We start from the raw sequence: 19,949 nt of genomic DNA, 5'->3' as shown, positions 1-19,949 counted from the left end.
CTCCATTAAGATTTTTTCTTGCCTGGCAGGCGATCAACATAATGTTCTTTATTGACTTGCCGGGCGCGGGCGATGGCGAGGGCGCGGCCGGGAACGTCGTCGGTGATCGTCGATCCGGCGGCAACGTAAGCGCCCCGGCCGACCGTAACCGGGGCAATCAAGTTGACGTTGCAGCCGATAAACGCCCCGTCTTCAATTTTGGTCATATACTTATGCACGCCATCATAGTTGACGGTAATCGACCCGCAACCAAGGTTGACATCGGCGCCGACTTGCGCGTCGCCGATATAGCTTAAATGCGAGGCTTTGCTTCCTTTGCCGAACGTCGATTTTTTCACCTCGACAAAATTGCCGATCCGCACCTCGTCATCAATTTTCGACAGCGGGCGGATATGGGCGAACGGGCCGATCGTGACATCGTTGCCGATCTCGCTGTCATGGGCGACCGAATGGCGGATGGACGTGCGGTGGCCGATATGACAGTTTTTAATTTCCGCATGCGGTCCAATCGTGCAATCCTCGCCGATCACTGTTTCGCCTTCGATGACTGTGCCGGGATAAATGACCGTATCGCGGCCAATCGTCGCGTCGGCGGAAATATACGTGCAGCCCGGGTCGATGATCGTAACCCCGTTTTCCATATGCCGGCGGCAAATGCGCTCGCGCATGATCCGCTCCGCCTCGGCAAGGGCGATGCGGTCATTGACCCCGATCGTTTCCTCAAATGACGGCGCCTGATAAGCGGATACTGTGCCGCCGCCCGCTTTGATAATTTCAATCACGTCGGTTAAATAATATTCCCCTTGGGCGTTGTTGTTTGTCACGTTTGTAAGCGCTTGAAACAATGTTTGGTTGTCAAAGCAATACGTTCCAGTGTTAATCTCGCGAATAGCCCGTTCCTCTTCATTCGCATCTTTATGTTCAACAATTTTTTCAACGCCGCCGGCACTGTTGCGGACGATGCGGCCATATCCAGCCGGGTCGTCAGCGATGGCTGTCAATACCGTCGCCTTCGCTTTGGCGGCCAAATGGTGCTCGACGAGCGCCTTCATCGTCTCAGCTGTGATGAGCGGCGTGTCTCCGCAGACGACGATCGTCACCCCTTCGAGGCCTTGCAAATATGGGGCTGCCTGCATCACCGCATGCGCCGTCCCAAGCTGTTCCTCTTGCAATGCGTACTCGCATTGGGCGCCAAGCTGCTCTTTCACCTGCTCCGCCCCAAATCCAACGACCGTGACGGTTTTTTCCACCCCAAGTTTGGATACTTGGTCCATGACGTGCTGAACCATTGGCTTGCCGCAAACGGGATGAAGCACCTTATACTGCTTCGACTTCATCCGCGTTCCTTGTCCGGCCGCCAAAACGACCGCATATCGCTTCATGTGAAAAGCCTCCAATTATCCTTTTAATCATAGTCCCAAGAGAAGATCCCCCCCGCTTCAAGCGCGTGAAAGACGAAGCCCCACGACCAGCGGGGGAATGCCGGTGGCATCAGCCAAAACACATAATCAAATCAATGTATATCATGTTCTTTGTAAACTAGATATAGCGGGTTGCATGGAGAACATTCAATGCGAAAACAAGCAAAGCCTTCCATGCGTACCATATTCAAAGGCGCGAAAAAACCCCAAATCGTCGAACCAGGGTTGGGACGACCCGAAGTGACGCTCAGGGAGACGAAAGAATGGCTTTCGTCATGGAACTGAGAAGCTCCCACTTCAAGCAAAGCGAAGTGGGAGTAGTTCGCCCATAATTGAATATATATGAATCAACAGCACTTTTCAAGGAAACAATGCGGCTGGCAAAAAATAAGGAGCTTGGTGAATTTCACCTAAGCCCCCTTTCATATGTTTACGAAGCGCCCGCTTCTTCAAGTTCTTCTTCCAGCTTCCCGAGGCGGTGGTACTCAGCTAAGATCGCCTCTTGAATTTTTCCGCGCGTAGCGGAGTTGATCGGATGCGCGATATCGCGGAACTCCCCGTCCGGTGTACGCTTGCTTGGCATCGCGACAAACAAGCCGTTATTCCCGTCAATGACGCGGATGTCATGGACAACGAACTCATTGTCCAACGTAATGGAGGCGATCGCTTTCATCCGTCCTTCGGTGTTGACGCGGCGTAATCTTACGTCTGTCACTTCCATTATGTTCACCACCTTTTCCCCTATATAAGACTCGATGTAATTAATTCCACGCCTTTCGGCAATTTCCTTCCTTTTTCAAAAAATTTTTTCTAAATTTCAGCAAGGGAAAAGATGGATGCGCCCCTCTTTATCGCACGAGGGCAACGACTTCGATTTCAACTAGGGCGTCTTTCGGCAGCCGAGCCACCTCAACGCATGAGCGCGCTGGTTTATGGTTCGGGAAATATTGACTGTACACTTCGTTCATGGCCGCAAAATCATCCATGCTTTTTAAAAAAACGGTTGTTTTCACGACTGTGTCGAGTGAGGCGCCGGCGGCTTCCAGCACCGCTTTCAAATTTTGAAACACTTGATGCGTCTGCGCCTGAATGTCGCCTTTTACCATTTCCCCCTCTGGAGTGAGCGGAATTTGCCCAGAGCTGTAAACCATATTGTTGACGATGATCGCTTGCGAATACGGGCCGATCGCTTGCGGCGCATTGGTCGTTTCCACTTTTTTCATTGAAAGAAATCCCCTTTCTAAAGTTTTATAATCAGGCAGCAGGCTGCCTAAAAAAACGCTTTGTAATTGCCTTCCTTGACGGCGATCCGCTTTTCTTTCACGTCCACCGCCGACAGTTTGACGAGCGAGATGTACTCGTCGACAAGCCGCTCTTTTGCTTCCTCAGACTCAACGAGCACACCGATGCCGGAGACGTTGCCGTTAAACTCTTGCAATAAGCTGACCATACCGTTGATCGTGCCGCCCGCTTTCATGAAGTCATCGACAATCAGCACGTTGGCTCCCTCCGCCAGGCTGCGCTTCGACAAAACCATTGTTTGGATGCGTTTGGACGAGCCGGATACGTAGTTGATGCTCACCATCGGCCCTTCCGTCACTTTATTGTCATGGCGGACAATCACAACCGGCACATACAAAAAATTGGCGATCGCATATGCGAGCGGAATTCCATTGGTGGCAATGGTCATGACGACATCCACCGGACGGTCGGCAAACATCGACGCATAAAGGCGGCCGATTTTGTTCATAATACGGGGGTCGCCAAGAATGTCGGTCATATACAAATATCCGCCGGGAAGAAGCCGGTCCGGGCGCGACAATTGCTCGCACAAATAGGCGATCACTTCCTCCGCCTCCCCGGCAGCCATTTTCGGAATGTATTGCACGCCGCCGGCCGCGCCGGGCAGCGTCCGAACCGTCCCGATTCCTTGCTGCTCAAACGTTTGTTTAATAATCGTCAAGTCTTCGCTGATCGATGATTTGGCCGATTCGTACCGATCGGCAAAAAACGTCAGCGGAATGAGCTGATGTGGCCGTTCGAGAAGATAATGCGTCATATCGACTAAACGGCCGCTTCGCCTAAGCTTCATAGCCGACCTCCTAAAACCGAATATTATAAATTTATTTTAACAAAAATGTACGTGTTTAATCAAGCGAATGCCGCTCCCCCAACAGCCTGACCGCAAACACTTGATCGCAAAAGCCCCGCAGTCCGTTATACACCCGCTGCATTCTCGAATCATGCTCGATCAGCCCAAACACTGTCGGCCCGCTTCCGCTCATCAGCACCGCATCAGCTCCGAACCGTTTCATTTGCTCTTTAATATGCGCAACTTCCGGATATTTTTTTAAGGTCACTTCCTCCAACACGTTGCCGACCAACCGGCAAATGCCCTCATAATCTTGCCGTTCGATCGCTTTCACCATTGCATCGACATCCGGATGGCAGACATGCTCAAGCTGCAAATTTCGGTACACATCGGCCGTCGACACGCCAATTGGGGGCTTGGCCAACACCACCCAGCATGGCGGCGGCGACGGGATGGGGGTGATGATTTCGCCGCGCCCGGTCGCCACAGCTGTTCCGCCGTAGACGCAAAACGCAACATCCGAGCCGATTTGCGCACCAAGCTCAGCCAATTCCCGGACGGTCAATCCGAGCTGCCAAAGCTTGTTGAGCCCGCGCAACGTTGCGGCCGCGTCGCTGCTTCCCCCTGCCAGGCCGGCCGCCACCGGAATATGCTTCGTAATCGAAATGGCCACCCCTTGGCGGATCGAAAACGTCTCCTTCATCAGTTTCGCCGCCTGGTACGCCAAATTGCGGCAATCATCCGGCACAAAGCGGTTTTGCGACACAATGCGGATCACATCCTCCTCAGGCAGCGGAATAAGCTCAATGCGGTCCGCCAAATCGATCGTCGTCATCACCATTTTCACTTCATGGTAGCCATCGGGGCGTTTATAAAGAACATCAAGTGATAAATTAATTTTTGCCGGCGCTTTGATCGACAGCCTCACTCATCTTCACCTACTTCCACGCACATTGATGATAAACGGCTTCTGGCCAGCCGCCTATCCGCCCGTTGTTTCCTATTTTCAGCGTTTTCCCGCGTGACATTCGCGCTTTTTTCATCAACCCATTTTACCATATTACCATGTCCTGGTGCCGTCGCCAAACGATATATGTAAAAAGGGCGCCCCTGCTAGGGCACCCTTGCCGCAGCGCGCCATCGCCGCCGGCGCTATTCCGTTTTTCCGGCCAGCTGCCGTTCCGCCCGTTCAATCGCCAATCTTACCATGTTTCCTGCGTCTTTCGCGCGGATGGCTCCCCACCCTTCACGCTGCACGACATCGTAAAAGCCCAGCTCTTTTGCCAGCTCTTCTTTTAAGCGTTGCGACATAACCCCGCGGCGTCGACCCAATGTCAGCAACCCCTTTCCATGTTCGTTGGCGTTAAGGCGCGAAACGTTGTGCAACCCGCCGGCGCAACAGCCGGCTGACTCGCCTGGTCATGGGGCAGATGAAAGGCGGCTGCGGCAGTTTTAGTATGAAGTGAGGAAGGCGGCTTTATGTCCGCCTATTTATGACAAAACAAAAAGCAGCAAACAAATTTGTCTACTGCCCCCCTGCTTGCTCATCGTCCCAAAACGTCAGCTTTACGGTCTCTGTCAACACGTCGGCGTAGCTGAACGATACACGTTCAAACGAGTTTTCTTTTTGATCCAGTTCAATGACAAATACCGATGGGTAAGTCTCCGCCAAAATGCCGCAACGCTCGATCATTTTTCTGCGTCCGCCGTTGGCCCGCAGCGTTAAACGTCTCCCGATATTAGAGTCCAGCGCTTTTTTAATATCGGATAAAGTTTTTGGCATTCGTCATCCACCTCACTATTTGCAATTATAACAAAGATGGTCTTCAAAGTCAAAAAAATAAAAATTATATCAGCGTGTTTTTATTGCTGTCAATGAATAGTTTTCTACAATATCCTTCTTTTTATGTACCTTGTGGAACTTTTTTGTAAAAAATATGGCGAAAGACATAAAAAAACCGCCCGTCAATTGCGGCGGTTTTCCCCCCGTTCGTCGATCAGGCGAAACGGCATCCCGGTGCGGAGCACACCTTTCGTCTCGACTCCACCCAGCCCTTTTTCCCCGGTCAGCGTGTTGCGAAGCACATCCCACACATCGACCGTTTCCGTAAACGGGGTAAAACTGAGACGAGAAACGATATAAACCGGATCTAAGGCGTGAATGTTGACCCGCGCCGGCGAACTGGCAAAATTCGCCCCCGCGCGGATGAGCGATTCAAAATGCGATTGGCAGGCGCCGGCGAAAATGATGAGCTGATCGAGATGCGGCACTTTTTTGCGCGCTTCTTTCACTGTTTGAACAAAATGGCGTGAATGGCGGTACGCTTTCAAATCATGAAGCTTTCCTTTTGACTTTGAATACGAGTCATGACCGGTAATGACTAAAATATCCGGACGAAACTGCTCAATCAAGGAGCCGACTTTTTCCGGCATCTCGCTTTCCTCACAGTAAACGCCGTGCACCGGCACCCCAATCCGTTCATACAAATCCATGCATTTGCGCAAATATAACGGGTCGCCGTCCAAATGAAGGACGCATCCCGGAATTTGAAAAAAATCTTTCTCCACCCGGTACCCGCCGGTTGCCCGATACTCGACTTTTTGCTTGATCATCTGATAATCTTGGCGAAACAGCCGGTATGACTGTTCAATCAGTTCGATTTCCCGCCTTTTTCGTTCTTGTTGCCCCCGCTCATCGATAATGACCAAGTCGCTGCACGGGGCGTCGGCCACAAGCCGCACGTCCTCGCCATATAAAATGGCTTCCCATTCCCCGTCCTTTTCTTTAAGGTCAATGACGCGGAACAATACGTCGCATTGGTAAGACTTGCGGGCGACAATATCGCCGATTTTGACGTCCATCACCGCTCACTCCATTGCATAATCGTTGTCATCCATACGATATGCAGACGCGGACAATAGGTGATAGACGCCTGTTTTCAGCTGCTGCGGCCTCAACGGCGAAAAAGCGGCGCCAATGCGTTGCTTAACGAGGCAAACTCGGTTATATGAAGCGTTTCCCCGCGGCGGCGCGGATCGATGCCCACCGCAACAAGCGCCTGTTCGATTTGTTCTTTGTTCTCTTTTCCGCCTGGCAAGCTGCTCACTAAATTATTGAGCAGCGTTTTGCGGCGCTGAGCAAAGCTCGCCCGCACCACTTGGAAAAACACGTCCTCATCCTCAACAGCGACAGGCGGATGGGCCCGTTTCGTCAGCCGGATGACGGCGGAATCGACGTTTGGCTGCGGCATAAACACGGTGCGCGGCACCGCCATCACGACTTCCGCCTCTGTGTAATACTGCACAGCAATCGTCAGCGAGCCGTAATCTTTCGTTCCCGGCCTGGCAGCGAGGCGGTCGGCCACCTCTTTTTGCAGCATGACGACGATGCCGCGGATTGGGAGCCGGTCGGTAAGCAGCTTCATAATGATCGGTGTGGTCACATAATACGGCAAGTTAGCGACCACCATCCGGTCGTTCACATCGGCCAGCTCTTCCGCAATGACCGCATGCAAATCCGCCTTCAACACATCTTGGTGAATAATGCGCACATTGTCGTAGGGGGACAATGTATCCGCCAAAATCGGCAGCAGCCGGCCATCGATTTCAAAGGCAACGACCTTTTTTGCCCGCCGTGCGAGCTGTTCGGTCAACGCCCCGATGCCGGGTCCGATTTCAATCGCCCCCGTATCGCTGGAGACGCCGGCAGCATCAACAATTTTCCGCAAAATGTTCGCGTCAATCAAAAAGTTTTGTCCGAGGCTTTTTTTAAACGAAAAACCATACCGCTCCAAAATTTCTTTCGTCCGCCCCGGTGTTGCAATGTCTTTATGCATCGCCCGCCTCCTCCCGCATCACTTGCGCCAGCGCGGCGTAAAAGGCGTCTCGGGAAATGCGGAACACTTTCAGCCGCTTATGAAACTGTCGGCCGTTGGCATAACCGATTTTCAGCTCCTCCCCGAGCCGCTGCCGGCGCCGGCGCGCCATCTCCCCGCCAACCAGTCCGGCTTCAATCAATTCTGCAAACGTAATTTCTTCTTCCCAATCGGCTGTCTCTTCATACACGTTCGCAAGCGCCTGGCGAATGTCGTCGGGGGAAGCGTGCTCGACCCCAATGCCCTTCCCGCTTCTCGCTTTCGCGGCTTCGCGCGGCAAAAAGGCGTGTTTGCATCCCGGCACTTGCTCGGCAATCGTGCGGCGGATTTTCTCGCCGGGGAAGTCGGGATCGGTGAAGATGATCACCCCGCGCCGCTCTTTCGCCAGCTTGATCCGTTCGATGACTTCCGCCCCCACCGCCGCCCCGTTTGTTTCGATCGTATCGGCATCAACGGCGCGCCGGATCGCCGCTGTATCATCTTTCCCTTCCACGACAATCACTTCTTTAATCTTCATCCCATCATTGCAGAAACAGCGGAATGAGCGATTTTTCCTATTTCTGCAATGCCTCCTTTCCGGTAAAATAAAGGGTAGAGCGAACCGCCGCCGCTCCATGCCCCTATTTTATTTTTTCAACTTTGTTGAAACTTTTTTCTGCATCAGAAGTCTAATTAGACAGATGGAGCAATACGCGCATTGTTGCGGCCCAATGCCATTATAGCGAAAAAAAGCAGAGGGGAAAAACCCCTCCGCTTGCATTCTCCAATCGCCTTTCTATGGCAGCACCCGTATTTTGACACGCTTTCTGCCCCAACGAAACGCATCCGACCGTTCCGGGAAAAACACGTCGATTTTATATCCGCGAATGCTTGAGCCGGTGTCAGCGGCAATGGCATATCCGTATCCTTCCACATACACCTTCGACCCGAGGGGGATGATGGACGGGTCGACGGCAATCACTTTGACGGAAGGATTTTGGCGCAAATTGATGCCTGTGCTCGTTATGCCTGAGCAACCCGCACAATAGGCGGTATAGGCGGTGGCGGTGACGTAAAACTCCTTCGCGGCTTGATCGGCGCCGCGCGAGGACGGCCGGCCGGATGATGCAACCGGGTGCACCGTTTTAGTGCCAATGGCGACAATGCGCGGTTTGCTCTCTTTTATCGTTCTTGTCGCCAGCAATTTGCGCGCCACTTCTTTGCCGTTTTCCAATGTCACTTCATACGTTTTTTCGATTTTTCCCTTTTCCCCGGGTGCAATGACGCGCCGCTCTCCTTTTGGCAGCGAATCGTCCCGCTTCGTCACCACGGCAAAGTCGACGGGCTCTTCCACTACATCGGTGACTTTTTTAATCCGAACGATGTAAACCGTCATCCCAGCTTTGACTGTTTCTTGCAAGGAAGGTTCAATTCGGTCCCATTGGCCCAACGAGATCCCTTGCTGTTTCAAAAAGTCAGCGACCGTAGTCGAAGTGGTCCATGCCTGTTGCTGTTTGCCGCCGACATTTAGGCGAACCGGAAACGCCCTTTCAATGCCGATGTTCATGCCTTTTTGAACTTTGGCGGAAAGCGACGGCGCCACTTTGTCATGCGGCCCGACTGCCACGTGTTGCGAACGGAGCAATTCCCCGACCGTATCGGCCGTCGTCCACACTTTTTTCTTTTTTCCATTGATCGTCAATGTCACTTCTTTGCTTGCTTCCCAAATGATGTGAAGATCGTCGGTGATCGGTGTATTTAGAGACGGATAGACGTAATCTTCCTTGCGAGGCTGAATGCCTTGTTCCTCAAGCAGTTCCTCCACATCCTTCGCATAAGTGCGGATTTCCTGCTTTTTTCCGTTGATCGTGAGCGTTACATCATCTTTGGCCATCTCGTAGCCGGCCACCCCTGTGGTTGCCGAGATGGCGAGAAATCCGCTCGCCGTAACGGTCGCATTTTTCCTCCATAAGTCCAGCCACTTTCTCCTGTTTGGCAACATCGGAAACGCCTCCTTTTCCTCTGAAATCCCCTCTCCCTCTAACATGTACGCGCGAGCATACTCTATTATGCAGAAAATTCAGTGAAAAAGGAAGGGAGACTTGTCGACACGCGGTTGGTTCATATCGGCTGAATTTGTAGAATTTTATCGTCTTCGCCGCACCTTCGACAAGCCTCCCCGCTATTCGACGCCTAATTTTAGCGGTCGATGGCGAACAATTTTTTGGCATTTTCCGCCGTTGTTTCCGCTACTTCGGCAAAAGAAACGTTTTTAATTTCCGCGATGGCCTCGGCAACGTATTTGACATAGCTCGGCTCATTTCGTTTTCCACGGAAAGGGTGAGGCGTTAAGTACGGGCAATCCGTCTCGATTAACAAATGGCGGAGCGGAATTTCTTTCGCCACTTCTTTCGGCTTTTTCGCATTTTTAAACGTGACCGGGCCGCCAAGGGAAATGAAAAAGTTCATGTCAATGCATTGTTTGGCCACCTCAACGCTGCCGCTGAAACAATGCATAATCCCACCGACTTCAGCAGCGTTTTCCTCTTGCAAAATTTTTAAAATATCGGCTGTTGCCTCACGGTTATGGATGATGATCGGCAGCTTCACTTTTTTCGCCAGCGCGATTTGCCGGCGGAAAACGTCTTGCTGCACGTCTTTCGGCGATTTGTCCCAATGGTAATCGAGTCCCATCTCGCCGAGGGCCACCACTTTCGGATGGGCGGCGAGCTGTTCAATCATCTCCAAGTCGTCATCGGTCATATCAATCGCATCGACCGGATGCCAGCCGACCGCTGCATAAATAAACGGATATCGCTCAGCGAGCTCGATCGCCCGGTCAATCGTCGGCCGGTCAAACCCGACAACCACGATGTGCGAAACTCCTTCAGCGCGGGCGCGCTCGATCACTTGCTCCAAGTCTTCCTCATATTGGACGGCGTTCAAATGAGCATGAGTGTCAAAAAGCATACGAAGTCCCTCTTTTCCACCTTGATGTTAAGTGTAGCATAGAAATTGGTTACGTATGTCACAACTCAGTAACATTTCCATTACAAAATAGCAACAAGGAGGTGTCAACGACGACACCCCCTCATCCGTTGCATTATTTGATTTTTGTGCCGTTTGGCACGTGCTGGTCGACGGTTGCCAACGAAAAGCCGTCGCCGCTGCCGCCGGCCAAAATCATTCCTTCCGACCATTCGCCGCGCAGCTTGGCCGGTTTTAAGTTGGCGACGCAAATGACCTTTTTGCCGACAAGTTCCTCCGGCTTGTAAAACTCGGCGATGCCGGAAATCACTTGCCGCTTCTCGCCGCCGAGATCAAGCTGGAGCTTCAGCAGCTTGTCGGCGTTTTTCATTCGCTCGGCGTGCACGACTTCGGCGACGCGCAAGTCGACTTTCGCAAAGTCGTCGATGGAGATTTCCTCCGCCCGAGCCGCTTGTTTTTCCTCTTTGGCCGCTTCCGCCGGTTTGCCGCCTTGCATATGCGCCTTAATGTACTCGACTTCAACGCCGATATCCAAGCGTGGGAAGAGCGGCTCCCCTTTCTGCACGTTCGTCCCTTCCGGAATAAGGCCGAAATCGTACAGGCTGTCCCACTCTTTCAATGAACGGTCGCTGATGCCGAGCTGGGTGAAGATGCGCTCCGGCGTGCGCGTCAAAAACGGCTGCAGCAACACCGCCGTATGGCGGAGCGATTCGGCTAGATGGGCCATGACAGAGGCAAGTTCCTCCCGTTTGCTTTCCTCTTTCGCCAACACCCATGGCTGCGTTTCGTCGATATATTTGTTCGTTCGGCCAATCAGCTGCCAAACGGCGGAGAGGGCAACGGAAAACTCCATCCGCTCCATTGCCTCTTCATATTGACGGACAACCTCGCGCGCCGTTTCGGAAAGATCTCGGTCAAACGGCGTTTTCGGGCCGCGGTACGGCGGAATCGCGCCGCCAAAATATTTCTCAATCATCGCGACGGTCCGGTGCAACAAATTGCCTAAATCGTTGGCCAAATCGTAATTGATGCGCTCGATAAACCCTTCCGGCGTAAACACCCCGTCAGAGCCAAACGGCACTTCCCGCAGCAAATAGTAGCGGAGTGCATCAAGCCCGTACCGGTCAATGATCATCACCGGATCCACGACATTGCCTTTCGATTTCGACATTTTCCCATCTTTCATCAGCAGCCAGCCATGTCCGAACACTTTTTTCGGCAGCGGCAGGCCGAGCGCCATCAGCATGATCGGCCAGTAAATCGTATGGAAGCGGACGATCTCCTTGCCGACGAGATGGACATCCGCCGGCCAATATTTGTGAAACTTTTCATCGTTGTCCGTACCGTAGCCGAGCGCTGTGATGTAGTTGGCCAGCGCATCGATCCAGACGTAAATGACGTGCTTCGGGTCACCCGGCACTTTAATGCCCCAGTCAAACGTCGTCCGCGATACAGCCAAGTCCTCGAGCCCCGGCTTGATGAAGTTGTTGATCATCTCGTTTTTCCGCGATTCCGGCTGGATGAAATCTGGATTTTCTTCGTAATATTGCAGCAGGCGGTCGACGTATTTGCTCATCCGGAAAAAGTACGACTCTTCTTTCACTTTTTCAACAGGCCGGCCGCAGTCTGGGCAGTTGCCGTCAACAAGCTGCCGTTCGGTGTAAAACGATTCGCACGGCGTGCAGTACCAGCCTTCATACTCGCCTAAATAAATATCGCCTTGTTCGACAAGACGGGCGAAAATCTTTTCGACAATTTTTTTATGCCGCTCCTGTGTCGTCCGGATAAAATCGTCGTATGAAATGTCCAGTTTTCTCCACAACTCTTGGATGCCGGCGACAATGTCGTCGACATATTGCTGCGGCGTGACCCCTTTTTCTTGCGCCTTGCGCTGAATTTTTTGCCCATGTTCGTCCGTTCCGGTCAAATACATGACATCATAGCCGCGCAGCCGCTTATAGCGAGCCATCGCATCCCCCGCCACGGTCGTATAAGCATGGCCAATGTGCAATTTGTCGCTTGGGTAATAAATCGGCGTCGTCAAATAAAACGTCTTTTTCTCCATCGGTTAGGCCCTCCCTCGTACTGTTGCGCACAAAAGCCCCCGTCCTGAGGACGAGAGCGGCGTTACTTCTATTTTACATAATTTTTTCATTGTACAAAAACATCTATTTCTCCTTGACGAAAAAAATATACGCAAATGGGCAAAAATACCTCCTTATTTTGGGCAATCGCCGCGAATTTATTATAGAGGGATAGAGTTTTGGCAAATAAAATGGTTCATGTTCCTTTATACCCAACCACAAACTTTTTTCCACAATAACAATATACATTTTTTTTAAATTTTACATATTAAAGGATTGACGCATAATGGAAACACTGATATGATTAGGGTGTAGGAAATTTGTCGAATATTGACGAATAAACGACAAAAATCATTGCGGAGAGGAGAGCAGACGATGAAATCGACGGGGATCGTACGTAAAGTCGATGAGTTGGGCCGTGTCGTCATCCCGATTGAGTTGCGCCGTACACTGGACATTAACGAAAAGGATGCATTGGAAATTTACGTCGATGACGATCGCATCATTTTGAAAAAATATAAGCCGAATATGACATGCGTCGTCACGGGGGAAGTATCGGACGACAACTTTAAATTAGCGGGCGGCAAAATCATTTTAAGCCGCGAAGGCGCGGAAATTTTGCTGCAGGAAATCCGCCAGCATTTGCAAGAAGCGGCGGACAACGAGTAAAAAAAAGAGTTTCTCTGGTTTCAGAGAAACTCTTTTTTTTCTTGCTGCTGATGGTACTGTTGATAGACGTCGCGTTTGGACATATGCCGATCAGCCGCTGCCTGCTTTGCGGCTTCTTTTACGGAAAGGCCCTGCTCTTGAACATAATAGTCGACATGTTCGACAATCGACAGCGGCTGCCACCATGCCCCCTCCTCTTGCATGGCTTCATGTCCACCGCCGCGCGCCCCTTCGACAATGAGGCAAAATTCGCCGCGGATGTCCGCCGTCTCGGCCCAAGCAACCGCCTCGCTCAAATCGCCGCGGATGAATTCCTCAAACCGTTTCGTCAGCTCACGGCAAAGAGCAATGCGCCGTTCACCGAACACGTCGTACATGACAGCAAGCGTTTCTTTCAAGCGATGGGGCGCCTCATAAAAAATCAACGTTTCCCGCGCTGTTTTCAACGACAGCAGCTGCTCTCGTTTTTCTTTTTTCGACCGGTCCAAAAAACCGACGAACAAAAAACGCTCCGTTGGCAGCCCGGAGGCGACGAGCGCCGTCACTGCCGCGTTGGCTCCGGGAAGCGGCACGACGCGGCACCGTTCATCCAGTGCAGCAGCAACAAGCTCATAGCCAGGGTCGGAAATGCCGGGCATGCCGGCGTCGCTCACCAGCGCCACCGTTTTCCCTTCTTTCAGCCATTCGACAAGCTGCCGGCCGCTCGCATATTTATTGTGTTCATGGTAGCTGACGAGCGGCGTATGAATGTCGAAATGCGACAACAGCTTTTTCGTCTGCCTTGTGTCTTCCGCAGCGATCACGTCCGCCTCCCGCAGGATCCGCACAGCGCGAAACGTCATATCGTCCAAATTGCCGATCGGCGTCGGCACGATGTACAGCGTTCCTTGTTTATCCCGGTCAGCAAAGCTTTTTTGGTGCCAAAGCATCCGTCTCCCGCCCCTTTACGATGAAATGATGCCGTATAGAATGCGCTTCGTTTCTTCGGTATATTCATCATCCTCACCATACACGATGAGCGGGGGCAACACTTTTAAGTCCGGGTTCGCATCTTTCATCCCCTCGATTAAAATCATGTTCGCTTCTTTGCCCGCTTTTGGATATACAAACCGAAGCCGTTTCGGCTCAAGCCGGTATCGGCGCATAAACGTCACAAGGTCGGACAGCCGTCCAGGCCGATGGACGAACGCCGCCTTTCCGCCTTGTTTCAGCAGCTGGCTGCTGACACGAACGACATCCTCCAGCGTGCAGTAAATTTCATGGCGGGCGATGGCAAAATGTTCATTTTTGCTTAGCTCCTCTCGGCCAACAGTCGGAAAATACGGAGGGTTGCATGTGACAACATCATACTGGCTGTAGCCGATGCGCTGCGGCGCCTCTTTAATGTCACCGTGTATGATTTCAATTTGTCCTTCAAGTCCGTTGTATGCGACGCTCCGCCTCGCCATGTCGCAAAGCCGCTCCTGAATTTCGATGCCGATAATCTTCCCCTTTGTCCGCCGGCTTAACAGCAGCGGGATGACCCCATTGCCTGTGCATAAATCGACAATCTTCCCCTTTTGAATCGGCATGTAGGCAAAATGGGCAAGCAGCACGGCATCAAGGGAAAAGGAAAACACAGACGGACTTTGGATAATGCGAAGCTCCTCATTGAGCAAATAATCGAGTCGTTCATCTGCGTACAATTCCACCATTTTGCGCACAATCCTCCATAGAAAAAAATAACCTTTCCGAAATGGAAAGGGGAGCACTGCCTTTATTTTTTGTTCAAAAACGACAAGCAAAACAAACAATCGCCTTCCGTGCGAACGCTTCCGTAGTGGACGTGGCAAATATGGAATCCTTCTTGGTAAAGGCGTGCCAAATTGTCATACCCTTCGCCAATGTCAAGCAGCTTTTTGCCCTGTTTCGTTTCTTTTTTCTTCTCCTCATCCCATGCTTCCGACATCTGCTCGAGCCGCCGGCGCAAATGGGCGTTTTCAATCTGCAGCTGATGGTTCTCCTCGAGAAGTTCTGATACGCGTTGCTTCAGCTGCACAAGCTCACGGTAAAAATGGCTCAGCTGCTCCTCCATATTGGCCACCAATTGAAACACTTCTTTTTTGTCTACCTTTTCCACATGGCCCCACCCCAAATTAATCTGCGACACGAATGGACAGCGTCCCGTTCTTCATCAGCTCATCGAGCGTATATTCAACGACCCGCCCGTGCTCCGGCAATTCGATCTGCAACACCCGCTCCAAAATGTTTAACCCGACGACTTTGCCAAAGCCATACGGCGTTTCGACATATTCCCCTAAATCAGGAAGTTGTTCTTTCGCTGTTTCGTACTCCTCGCTCTCATATTTTAAGCAGCACATGAGACGTCCGCACAACCCGGAAATTTTCGTCGGGTTGAGCGATAAGTTTTGATCCTTCGCCATCTTGATCGACACCGGCTCAAAATCGCCAAGAAAGGTCGAACAGCAAAGCATGCGGCCGCACGGTCCAATGCCGCCAAGCATTTTCGCCTCATCGCGCACCCCGATTTGCCGCAGCTCGATGCGCGTCCGGAAAATCGAGGCCAAGTCTTTGACAAGCTCACGGAAATCGACGCGGCCATCGGCGGTGAAATAAAAGATGACTTTGTTGCGGTCAAACGTATATTCAACATCAACAAGCTTCATTTCCAGCCCGTGCTCTTCCACTTTGCGCAAACAAATGTCGTACGCCTCGCGCGCCGCTTTTTTATTTTCTTCAACGACCCATTTGTCTTTTTCGTTCGCGACGCGGATCACTTTTTTCAGCGGCAGCACCACATCGTTTTCATCGACTTGTTTATTGGCGACGACGACTTTTCCGTATTCAATGCCGCGCGCCGTTTCGACGATGACAAATTCGCCGACGGGAATGATGAAATCGCCTGGATCAAAATAATAAATTTTCCCCGCTTTTTTAAAGCGGACACCGACGACAGTATACAACGCTCTCCCTCCTTTACCGCTTTAATTGAAGAACGAGCTGCTCCATCAACAGCGCCTGGCTCATGTTCGTTGTATTTAAACGCGCTTTCGCTTGCAAAATCGCTTCCATGCTGTCCAAAATCCGCCGCTGCGGGCAAGAAAGCGCCCACTGCTGCAGGCGGTCAAGATGGTCGCGATAGAGGGCGCCCTCGCTCCGTCCCACCTGAATATGCAATAAATCGCGGTATATATATAAAAGCAAATCGAGGCCAAGGTCAAGCTGGTGTTTTTCCGAAAAGTGCGGAACCACACGATCGTGGATGAAAAACAGCAACTGCAGCTCCGGTTTGCCGAGCATCTCATACAATTGTAGCACTAACGTTCGCGCATCAGCAAACCAACGGTCTTGACTGATCGCCAACGCCTCATCGTAGCTGTTCGTCACGTGGGCCGCCAGCAACGCCAACGAAGGCGGCACGCGCTCCTCCATGAGCCGGGCCGCGAGTTCCGCCGGCGGCAGCGGTCGGAAAGAAAGAACTTGACAGCGGGAAATAATCGTTCCTAACATTCGGTGATATTGCTCGGTCAACAGCACGGCCACCGTTCCCGGATGCGGCTCCTCCAGAAACTTCAGCAGGCTGTTGGCTGCGCTGGCTGTCATTTGATCGGCGTGCTCGACGATATACATCTTCTTATCCGACTCAACGGCTGTTTTTGTAAACTCTTGTTGCAGCCATTCGATTTGCTCTTTCTTGATCGACCCTCCATCCGGGCTGATCATCCGAACGTCCGGATGGTTGCCGGAATCGATGCGCCGGCAGTTGCGGCATTCCAAACACGGGGCGATTCCTGACGGGGACAAGCAAAACAAGCTTTTTGCCAACAACAAGCTAGCGGCTTTTTTTCCCGTCCCCCTCTGCCCTTCAAACAAGTACGCATGGGAAATCCGCCCTTTTTCAAGGCCGCTTTGCAGCATTTTCGCCGCCACCGGCTGATGCTTGGCCAGCTGCTCCCATCGCATCGCCATCACTCTCTCTCATTTCTTACCTTCTATTCTATCATGTTTATGGCAAATCATCACGGCCGGATTCATGGAAATCGCGCTTTGATCTTCCTTCCAGGCAGGCGAGCACTGCCGCGGCCGTCTCGTCAAACACGACATCGAGCGGCCGGCTCGCATCGATCACCACGATTCGGTCGGCAAACCGCTTGGCGAGCTTCCAGTACCCCTCCCTGACTTTCGTATGGAAAGACAACGCCTCGAGGTCGAGCCGGTTGACCTCCCGCCCCGTATGTTTCCGAATCCGTTCGAGCCCGATTTTTGGGTCAAGATCGAAATAAATGGTGAGCGATGGCATATATCCATCAATGGCAAACTCGTTAATTTTCCATACCTCCTCAATGCCAAGCCCACGGGCAAACCCTTGGTAAGCCAACGAACTGTCCACAAACCGGTCGCAAAGAACAATGCGCCCCGCCTCAAGCGCCGGCACGATCTTCTCGAGCAAGTGTTGGCGCCGGGCCGCCGCGTACAGCAATGCTTCCGTCCGTCCATCCATTTCCGTATAATCGCGATTCAAAATAATGGCGCGAATCGCCTCGGCGATGCGCACCCCGCCCGGCTCCCTCGTCGCCATCACGTCAAATCCACGCTTGCGCAACAACGATTCGAGCTTGCCGACCATCGTCGTTTTTCCAGCCCCCTCCGGCCCTTCAAACGAAAAAAAATACCCGTTCATCGTTCACGGCATCCTTTCTCTCATTCGAGTTCATAGACGACCAGCTGCCCGTGCCTAAGCCGGCTCCCTCCTTGTATATGCGCCCGATGGCCGAGAAGACGGCGAATCTGCTCAATATGGCGCCCGTCAATCCGCTCCCCAACCCAAACGAGCGGCACCCCGGGTGGATACGGAATAACCGTTTCCGCCGCTATGCACCCTTCCGCCTCCTCGATCGCGACGGCTTTTGTCCGCACATGGCGCAACTCATCGTATGGAACCACCGTCGACATCGGAGGATGTACGCAAGGGATGAAGTCAAACGGCGGCGTTTCCTCAACCGGCAGATCGCGCCACGCCCATTTGATTTTCTCCGCCGCCTCCATCAACCGTCCAGTGGCAGCAAGCGGGCAAATGAGCAAAACATTGGAAGGATCAGCCAGTTCGGCAAACACTCCTTCTTCCTCAAGACGCCGCTGCAGTTCATAGCCCGTCAGCGAGCTGCGCGTCTGCACCGTCACCTTCAGCGGATCGGTTTGAACACCGGGCTGACGGGAGGAAACGACCGCCACCCCGCTAATACGATCAAGCGCTGTCTTAAATCCGTCAATTTCAGCGACAATCGCCGCGACATCGTCCGCCGTCAGCTGAGCGACGTAGCGCCGCGCCAAATCGAGCGAGGCCATAATCGGGTAAGACGGGCTGCTTGACTGAAACAACTGCAAAAAATATTTCAACCGTTCAAGATCAACCCGCTCGCTGTTTACATGCAAAAACGCTCCCATCGTCATCGCCGGCAGCGTTTTATGCGCCGACTGGATAACGACATCGGCGCCGCAGGCAAGCGCTGACTGAGGAAACGGCGGGCCAGCCGCAAAATGGGCGCCATGCGCTTCATCAACTAGAACGGGAACGCCGCGTTCATGGGCAAAGCGGACGATGTCCGTTACATCAATGGACATCCCGTAATAGTTTGGATTGGTCAACACAACAGCCGCCGCATCGCGATGAAGCTCAAGCGCTTCCTTGACAGCTTCGGCACGAACATGCGAGGCGACGCGTACATCGCTGTCAAATTCGGGGGAAAGGAGAACCGGAGCCGCCCCCGCGATTTGCAGCGCATGCATCACTGACTTATGGCAGTTGCGCTGTACGATGACTTTCTGTTTATTTTTATCGCATACAGCGGCAATCATCGCTAAATTGCCCGCTGTTGACCCGTTGACAAGGAAAAATGTCTTAGCAGCCCCATACAGTTCAGCCGCCAATGACTGCGCCTCAGCGATAACCGATTCCGGATGATGCAAATCGTCAAGCCCCCCGATCTCCGTCGCATCAAGAGCCAGCAACGGCGCAAAAAATTCCGTTGCCTGCGGCGGAAACAACGCCCCATACTTATGCCCCGGCACATGGAAAGACACGGGGCGGCGGGCCCAATGCCGTGCCAATGCATCATATAAAGGAGTTTTCGCTTGATCCATCATGATCCTCTTTCCTAATCATCATTTACGAAGTGCAACGGCCGCATGCACCAAAAGTACACAGACACCCGATATGTATGAAGGCTGATGATTGGTTGAACCATCGGCCCCAAACGTGCTTTTTCCAAGATGAGAAACCTTTTCAAAACAGCTCTTCCCTTGCAGCCCAAAACACGGGTCGGCCGAAATCATTGTGTTTCGCCAGCCTGATGGGAAATGCTAAAAATAATATTAACATGAACCAGCCGGAAAGAAAATGAACAGACAGCGGCCGCCATTTTTCCCGAAGAAAAATAAAAACAGGCCTTGTACAGGCCTTCATGAGTAAATTTTCGACGCAACCATTTTCCGAAGCTTCTGCACATAAAATGCGTAATTTGGATCATCCGTATTCGTTTGTACAATCGCTTGGTTGCAGTCAATACAAAGAAAATGGCCAAAAAGGAAAATGCCCTTCTCTTTTTCTTGCTCACAAACGAGACAAACTTTTTCACGTCGATTTTTCCCAATCACCGGCGCCCCCACGCTCTCCACCTCCCATTCTCTATGTTTCCCACACTGATAACATTCTATACTAGTAGACGATAAAGGGTAAAAAAAACACCCCATTGCGCGTCATGCACAATGAGGTGCTCTGTTTTCCGCCTAGCAGCGACCTACTCTTGCAGGGGCGCTGGCCCCAACTACCATCGGCGCTGGA

22 protein-coding genes are annotated in these 19,949 nt (G+C 52.2%); 1 reads left to right on the top strand and 21 read right to left on the bottom strand.

Features of this window, described 5'->3' with window-relative positions:
- Window positions 1-5: 5 nt before the first annotated feature.
- The 13 genes from glmU to metG form a co-directional block, all read right to left on the bottom strand.
- The gene (gene glmU / locus CV944_RS07170) at window positions 6-1,382 is read right to left on the bottom strand and encodes a bifunctional UDP-N-acetylglucosamine diphosphorylase/glucosamine-1-phosphate N-acetyltransferase GlmU (protein ID WP_033008990.1); all 1,377 of its coding nucleotides are present in this window, start codon (window positions 1,380-1,382) and stop codon (window positions 6-8) included.
- 469 nt (window positions 1,383-1,851) lie between these two features.
- The gene (gene spoVG / locus CV944_RS07165) at window positions 1,852-2,142 is read right to left on the bottom strand and encodes a septation regulator SpoVG (RefSeq protein WP_003247437.1); all 291 of its coding nucleotides are present in this window, start codon (window positions 2,140-2,142) and stop codon (window positions 1,852-1,854) included.
- Between the two features lie 127 nt (window positions 2,143-2,269).
- Window positions 2,270-2,644 carry a RidA family protein gene (locus tag CV944_RS07160; protein WP_033008991.1) on the bottom strand — a complete coding sequence of 125 codons (375 nt, stop codon included), beginning with the start codon at window positions 2,642-2,644 and terminating at the stop codon, window positions 2,270-2,272.
- Between the two features lie 47 nt (window positions 2,645-2,691).
- Entirely contained in the window at window positions 2,692-3,513 is an 822-nt protein-coding gene (purR, locus tag CV944_RS07155) for a pur operon repressor (RefSeq protein WP_033008992.1), read from the bottom strand.
- Between the two features lie 55 nt (window positions 3,514-3,568).
- The gene (gene ispE, locus CV944_RS07150; protein ID WP_033008994.1) at window positions 3,569-4,441 is read right to left on the bottom strand and encodes a 4-(cytidine 5'-diphospho)-2-C-methyl-D-erythritol kinase; all 873 of its coding nucleotides are present in this window, start codon (window positions 4,439-4,441) and stop codon (window positions 3,569-3,571) included.
- Window positions 4,442-4,665: 224 nt separating this feature from the next.
- Window positions 4,666-4,845 carry a small, acid-soluble spore protein, alpha/beta type gene (locus CV944_RS07145; protein WP_011886605.1) on the bottom strand — a complete coding sequence of 60 codons (180 nt, stop codon included), beginning with the start codon at window positions 4,843-4,845 and terminating at the stop codon, window positions 4,666-4,668.
- Window positions 4,846-5,038: 193 nt separating this feature from the next.
- Window positions 5,039-5,296 carry a biofilm formation stimulator Veg gene (gene veg / locus CV944_RS07140; protein WP_033008996.1) on the bottom strand — a complete coding sequence of 86 codons (258 nt, stop codon included), beginning with the start codon at window positions 5,294-5,296 and terminating at the stop codon, window positions 5,039-5,041.
- Between the two features lie 182 nt (window positions 5,297-5,478).
- Window positions 5,479-6,375 (bottom strand): sporulation peptidase YabG, encoded by an 897-nt coding sequence (yabG, locus tag CV944_RS07135; protein WP_095858696.1) that lies wholly within the window; start codon window positions 6,373-6,375, stop codon window positions 5,479-5,481.
- A gap of 92 nt (window positions 6,376-6,467) precedes the next feature.
- Window positions 6,468-7,349: a 16S rRNA (adenine(1518)-N(6)/adenine(1519)-N(6))-dimethyltransferase RsmA gene (rsmA, locus tag CV944_RS07130; RefSeq protein WP_094239408.1), complete on the bottom strand. Its 882-nt coding sequence runs from the start codon at window positions 7,347-7,349 to the stop codon at window positions 6,468-6,470.
- Window positions 7,342-7,905: a ribonuclease M5 gene (gene rnmV, locus CV944_RS07125; protein ID WP_033009000.1), complete on the bottom strand. Its 564-nt coding sequence runs from the start codon at window positions 7,903-7,905 to the stop codon at window positions 7,342-7,344. The genes rsmA and rnmV overlap by 8 nt, the downstream gene beginning before the upstream one ends.
- Window positions 7,906-8,163: 258 nt before the next feature.
- On the bottom strand, window positions 8,164-9,369 hold the full coding sequence (locus CV944_RS07120; protein WP_033009002.1) for a G5 and 3D domain-containing protein: 1,206 nt from the start codon (window positions 9,367-9,369) through the stop codon (window positions 8,164-8,166).
- 197 nt (window positions 9,370-9,566) lie between these two features.
- Window positions 9,567-10,337 (bottom strand): TatD family hydrolase, encoded by a 771-nt coding sequence (locus tag CV944_RS07115; RefSeq protein ID WP_033009004.1) that lies wholly within the window; start codon window positions 10,335-10,337, stop codon window positions 9,567-9,569.
- Window positions 10,338-10,470: 133 nt separating this feature from the next.
- The gene (gene metG, locus CV944_RS07110; protein ID WP_100659371.1) at window positions 10,471-12,420 is read right to left on the bottom strand and encodes a methionine--tRNA ligase; all 1,950 of its coding nucleotides are present in this window, start codon (window positions 12,418-12,420) and stop codon (window positions 10,471-10,473) included.
- Window positions 12,421-12,814: 394 nt separating this feature from the next.
- On the opposite strand from metG, the gene CV944_RS07105 reads away from it, so the two are divergent.
- Window positions 12,815-13,108: a transition state genes transcriptional regulator AbrB gene (locus tag CV944_RS07105; RefSeq protein ID WP_033009007.1), complete on the top strand. Its 294-nt coding sequence runs from the start codon at window positions 12,815-12,817 to the stop codon at window positions 13,106-13,108.
- A 20-nt stretch (window positions 13,109-13,128) separates the two neighbouring features.
- Here CV944_RS07105 and rsmI read toward each other — a convergent pair whose 3' ends face one another.
- The 8 genes from rsmI to CV944_RS07065 form a co-directional block, all read right to left on the bottom strand.
- On the bottom strand, window positions 13,129-14,037 hold the full coding sequence (gene rsmI / locus CV944_RS07100) for a 16S rRNA (cytidine(1402)-2'-O)-methyltransferase (RefSeq protein WP_033009008.1): 909 nt from the start codon (window positions 14,035-14,037) through the stop codon (window positions 13,129-13,131).
- Window positions 14,038-14,052: 15 nt separating this feature from the next.
- On the bottom strand, window positions 14,053-14,802 hold the full coding sequence (locus tag CV944_RS07095) for a tRNA1(Val) (adenine(37)-N6)-methyltransferase (protein ID WP_044746533.1): 750 nt from the start codon (window positions 14,800-14,802) through the stop codon (window positions 14,053-14,055).
- A 62-nt stretch (window positions 14,803-14,864) separates the two neighbouring features.
- The gene (yabA, locus tag CV944_RS07090) at window positions 14,865-15,227 is read right to left on the bottom strand and encodes a DNA replication initiation control protein YabA (protein ID WP_033009009.1); all 363 of its coding nucleotides are present in this window, start codon (window positions 15,225-15,227) and stop codon (window positions 14,865-14,867) included.
- 16 nt (window positions 15,228-15,243) lie between these two features.
- Window positions 15,244-16,071 carry a PSP1 domain-containing protein gene (locus CV944_RS07085; RefSeq protein WP_033009010.1) on the bottom strand — a complete coding sequence of 276 codons (828 nt, stop codon included), beginning with the start codon at window positions 16,069-16,071 and terminating at the stop codon, window positions 15,244-15,246.
- 13 nt (window positions 16,072-16,084) lie between these two features.
- The gene (gene holB, locus CV944_RS07080; protein WP_033009012.1) at window positions 16,085-17,077 is read right to left on the bottom strand and encodes a DNA polymerase III subunit delta'; all 993 of its coding nucleotides are present in this window, start codon (window positions 17,075-17,077) and stop codon (window positions 16,085-16,087) included.
- 37 nt (window positions 17,078-17,114) lie between these two features.
- Window positions 17,115-17,789, bottom strand: coding sequence for a dTMP kinase (gene tmk, locus CV944_RS07075; RefSeq protein WP_033009015.1), 675 nt, complete (start codon window positions 17,787-17,789; stop codon window positions 17,115-17,117).
- A 20-nt stretch (window positions 17,790-17,809) separates the two neighbouring features.
- Window positions 17,810-19,249: an aminotransferase class I/II-fold pyridoxal phosphate-dependent enzyme gene (locus tag CV944_RS07070; protein ID WP_044746532.1), complete on the bottom strand. Its 1,440-nt coding sequence runs from the start codon at window positions 19,247-19,249 to the stop codon at window positions 17,810-17,812.
- Window positions 19,250-19,567: 318 nt separating this feature from the next.
- The gene (locus CV944_RS07065) at window positions 19,568-19,858 is read right to left on the bottom strand and encodes a sigma factor G inhibitor Gin (protein WP_080729565.1); all 291 of its coding nucleotides are present in this window, start codon (window positions 19,856-19,858) and stop codon (window positions 19,568-19,570) included.
- Between the last annotated feature and the right edge of the window lie 91 nt (window positions 19,859-19,949).

Origin of the sequence: Geobacillus sp. WSUCF-018B (assembly GCF_002809985.1) — a bacterium.
In the GTDB taxonomy this organism is placed as follows: domain Bacteria; phylum Bacillota; class Bacilli; order Bacillales; family Anoxybacillaceae; genus Geobacillus; species Geobacillus thermophilus.
Note: the sequence above shows the minus strand (reverse complement) of the source record. Positions and strands in the feature narration are given on the sequence as shown.

What these genes read in the sequence shown, in the direction of transcription:
- CV944_RS07160 (WP_033008991.1), bottom strand. Translation starts at nt 2,644, where the DNA reads ATGAAAAAAGTGGAAACGACCAATGCGCCGCAAGCGATCGGCCCGTAT.
- yabG (WP_095858696.1), bottom strand. Translation starts at nt 6,375, where the DNA reads ATGGACGTCAAAATCGGCGATATTGTCGCCCGCAAGTCTTACCAATGC.
- purR (WP_033008992.1), bottom strand. Translation starts at nt 3,513, where the DNA reads ATGAAGCTTAGGCGAAGCGGCCGTTTAGTCGATATGACGCATTATCTT.
- rsmA (WP_094239408.1), bottom strand. Translation starts at nt 7,349, where the DNA reads ATGCATAAAGACATTGCAACACCGGGGCGGACGAAAGAAATTTTGGAG.
- CV944_RS07120 (WP_033009002.1), bottom strand. Translation starts at nt 9,369, where the DNA reads ATGTTGCCAAACAGGAGAAAGTGGCTGGACTTATGGAGGAAAAATGCG.
- tmk (WP_033009015.1), bottom strand. Translation starts at nt 17,789, where the DNA reads ATGAACGGGTATTTTTTTTCGTTTGAAGGGCCGGAGGGGGCTGGAAAA.
- CV944_RS07105 (WP_033009007.1), top strand. Translation starts at nt 12,815, where the DNA reads ATGAAATCGACGGGGATCGTACGTAAAGTCGATGAGTTGGGCCGTGTC.
- rsmI (WP_033009008.1), bottom strand. Translation starts at nt 14,037, where the DNA reads ATGCTTTGGCACCAAAAAAGCTTTGCTGACCGGGATAAACAAGGAACG.
- CV944_RS07070 (WP_044746532.1), bottom strand. Translation starts at nt 19,249, where the DNA reads ATGGATCAAGCGAAAACTCCTTTATATGATGCATTGGCACGGCATTGG.
- veg (WP_033008996.1), bottom strand. Translation starts at nt 5,296, where the DNA reads ATGCCAAAAACTTTATCCGATATTAAAAAAGCGCTGGACTCTAATATC.
- spoVG (WP_003247437.1), bottom strand. Translation starts at nt 2,142, where the DNA reads ATGGAAGTGACAGACGTAAGATTACGCCGCGTCAACACCGAAGGACGG.
- CV944_RS07115 (WP_033009004.1), bottom strand. Translation starts at nt 10,337, where the DNA reads ATGCTTTTTGACACTCATGCTCATTTGAACGCCGTCCAATATGAGGAA.
- CV944_RS07065 (WP_080729565.1), bottom strand. Translation starts at nt 19,858, where the DNA reads ATGGGGTGTTTTTTTTACCCTTTATCGTCTACTAGTATAGAATGTTAT.
- glmU (WP_033008990.1), bottom strand. Translation starts at nt 1,382, where the DNA reads ATGAAGCGATATGCGGTCGTTTTGGCGGCCGGACAAGGAACGCGGATG.
- rnmV (WP_033009000.1), bottom strand. Translation starts at nt 7,905, where the DNA reads ATGAAGATTAAAGAAGTGATTGTCGTGGAAGGGAAAGATGATACAGCG.
- holB (WP_033009012.1), bottom strand. Translation starts at nt 17,077, where the DNA reads ATGGCGATGCGATGGGAGCAGCTGGCCAAGCATCAGCCGGTGGCGGCG.
- CV944_RS07095 (WP_044746533.1), bottom strand. Translation starts at nt 14,802, where the DNA reads ATGGTGGAATTGTACGCAGATGAACGACTCGATTATTTGCTCAATGAG.
- metG (WP_100659371.1), bottom strand. Translation starts at nt 12,420, where the DNA reads ATGGAGAAAAAGACGTTTTATTTGACGACGCCGATTTATTACCCAAGC.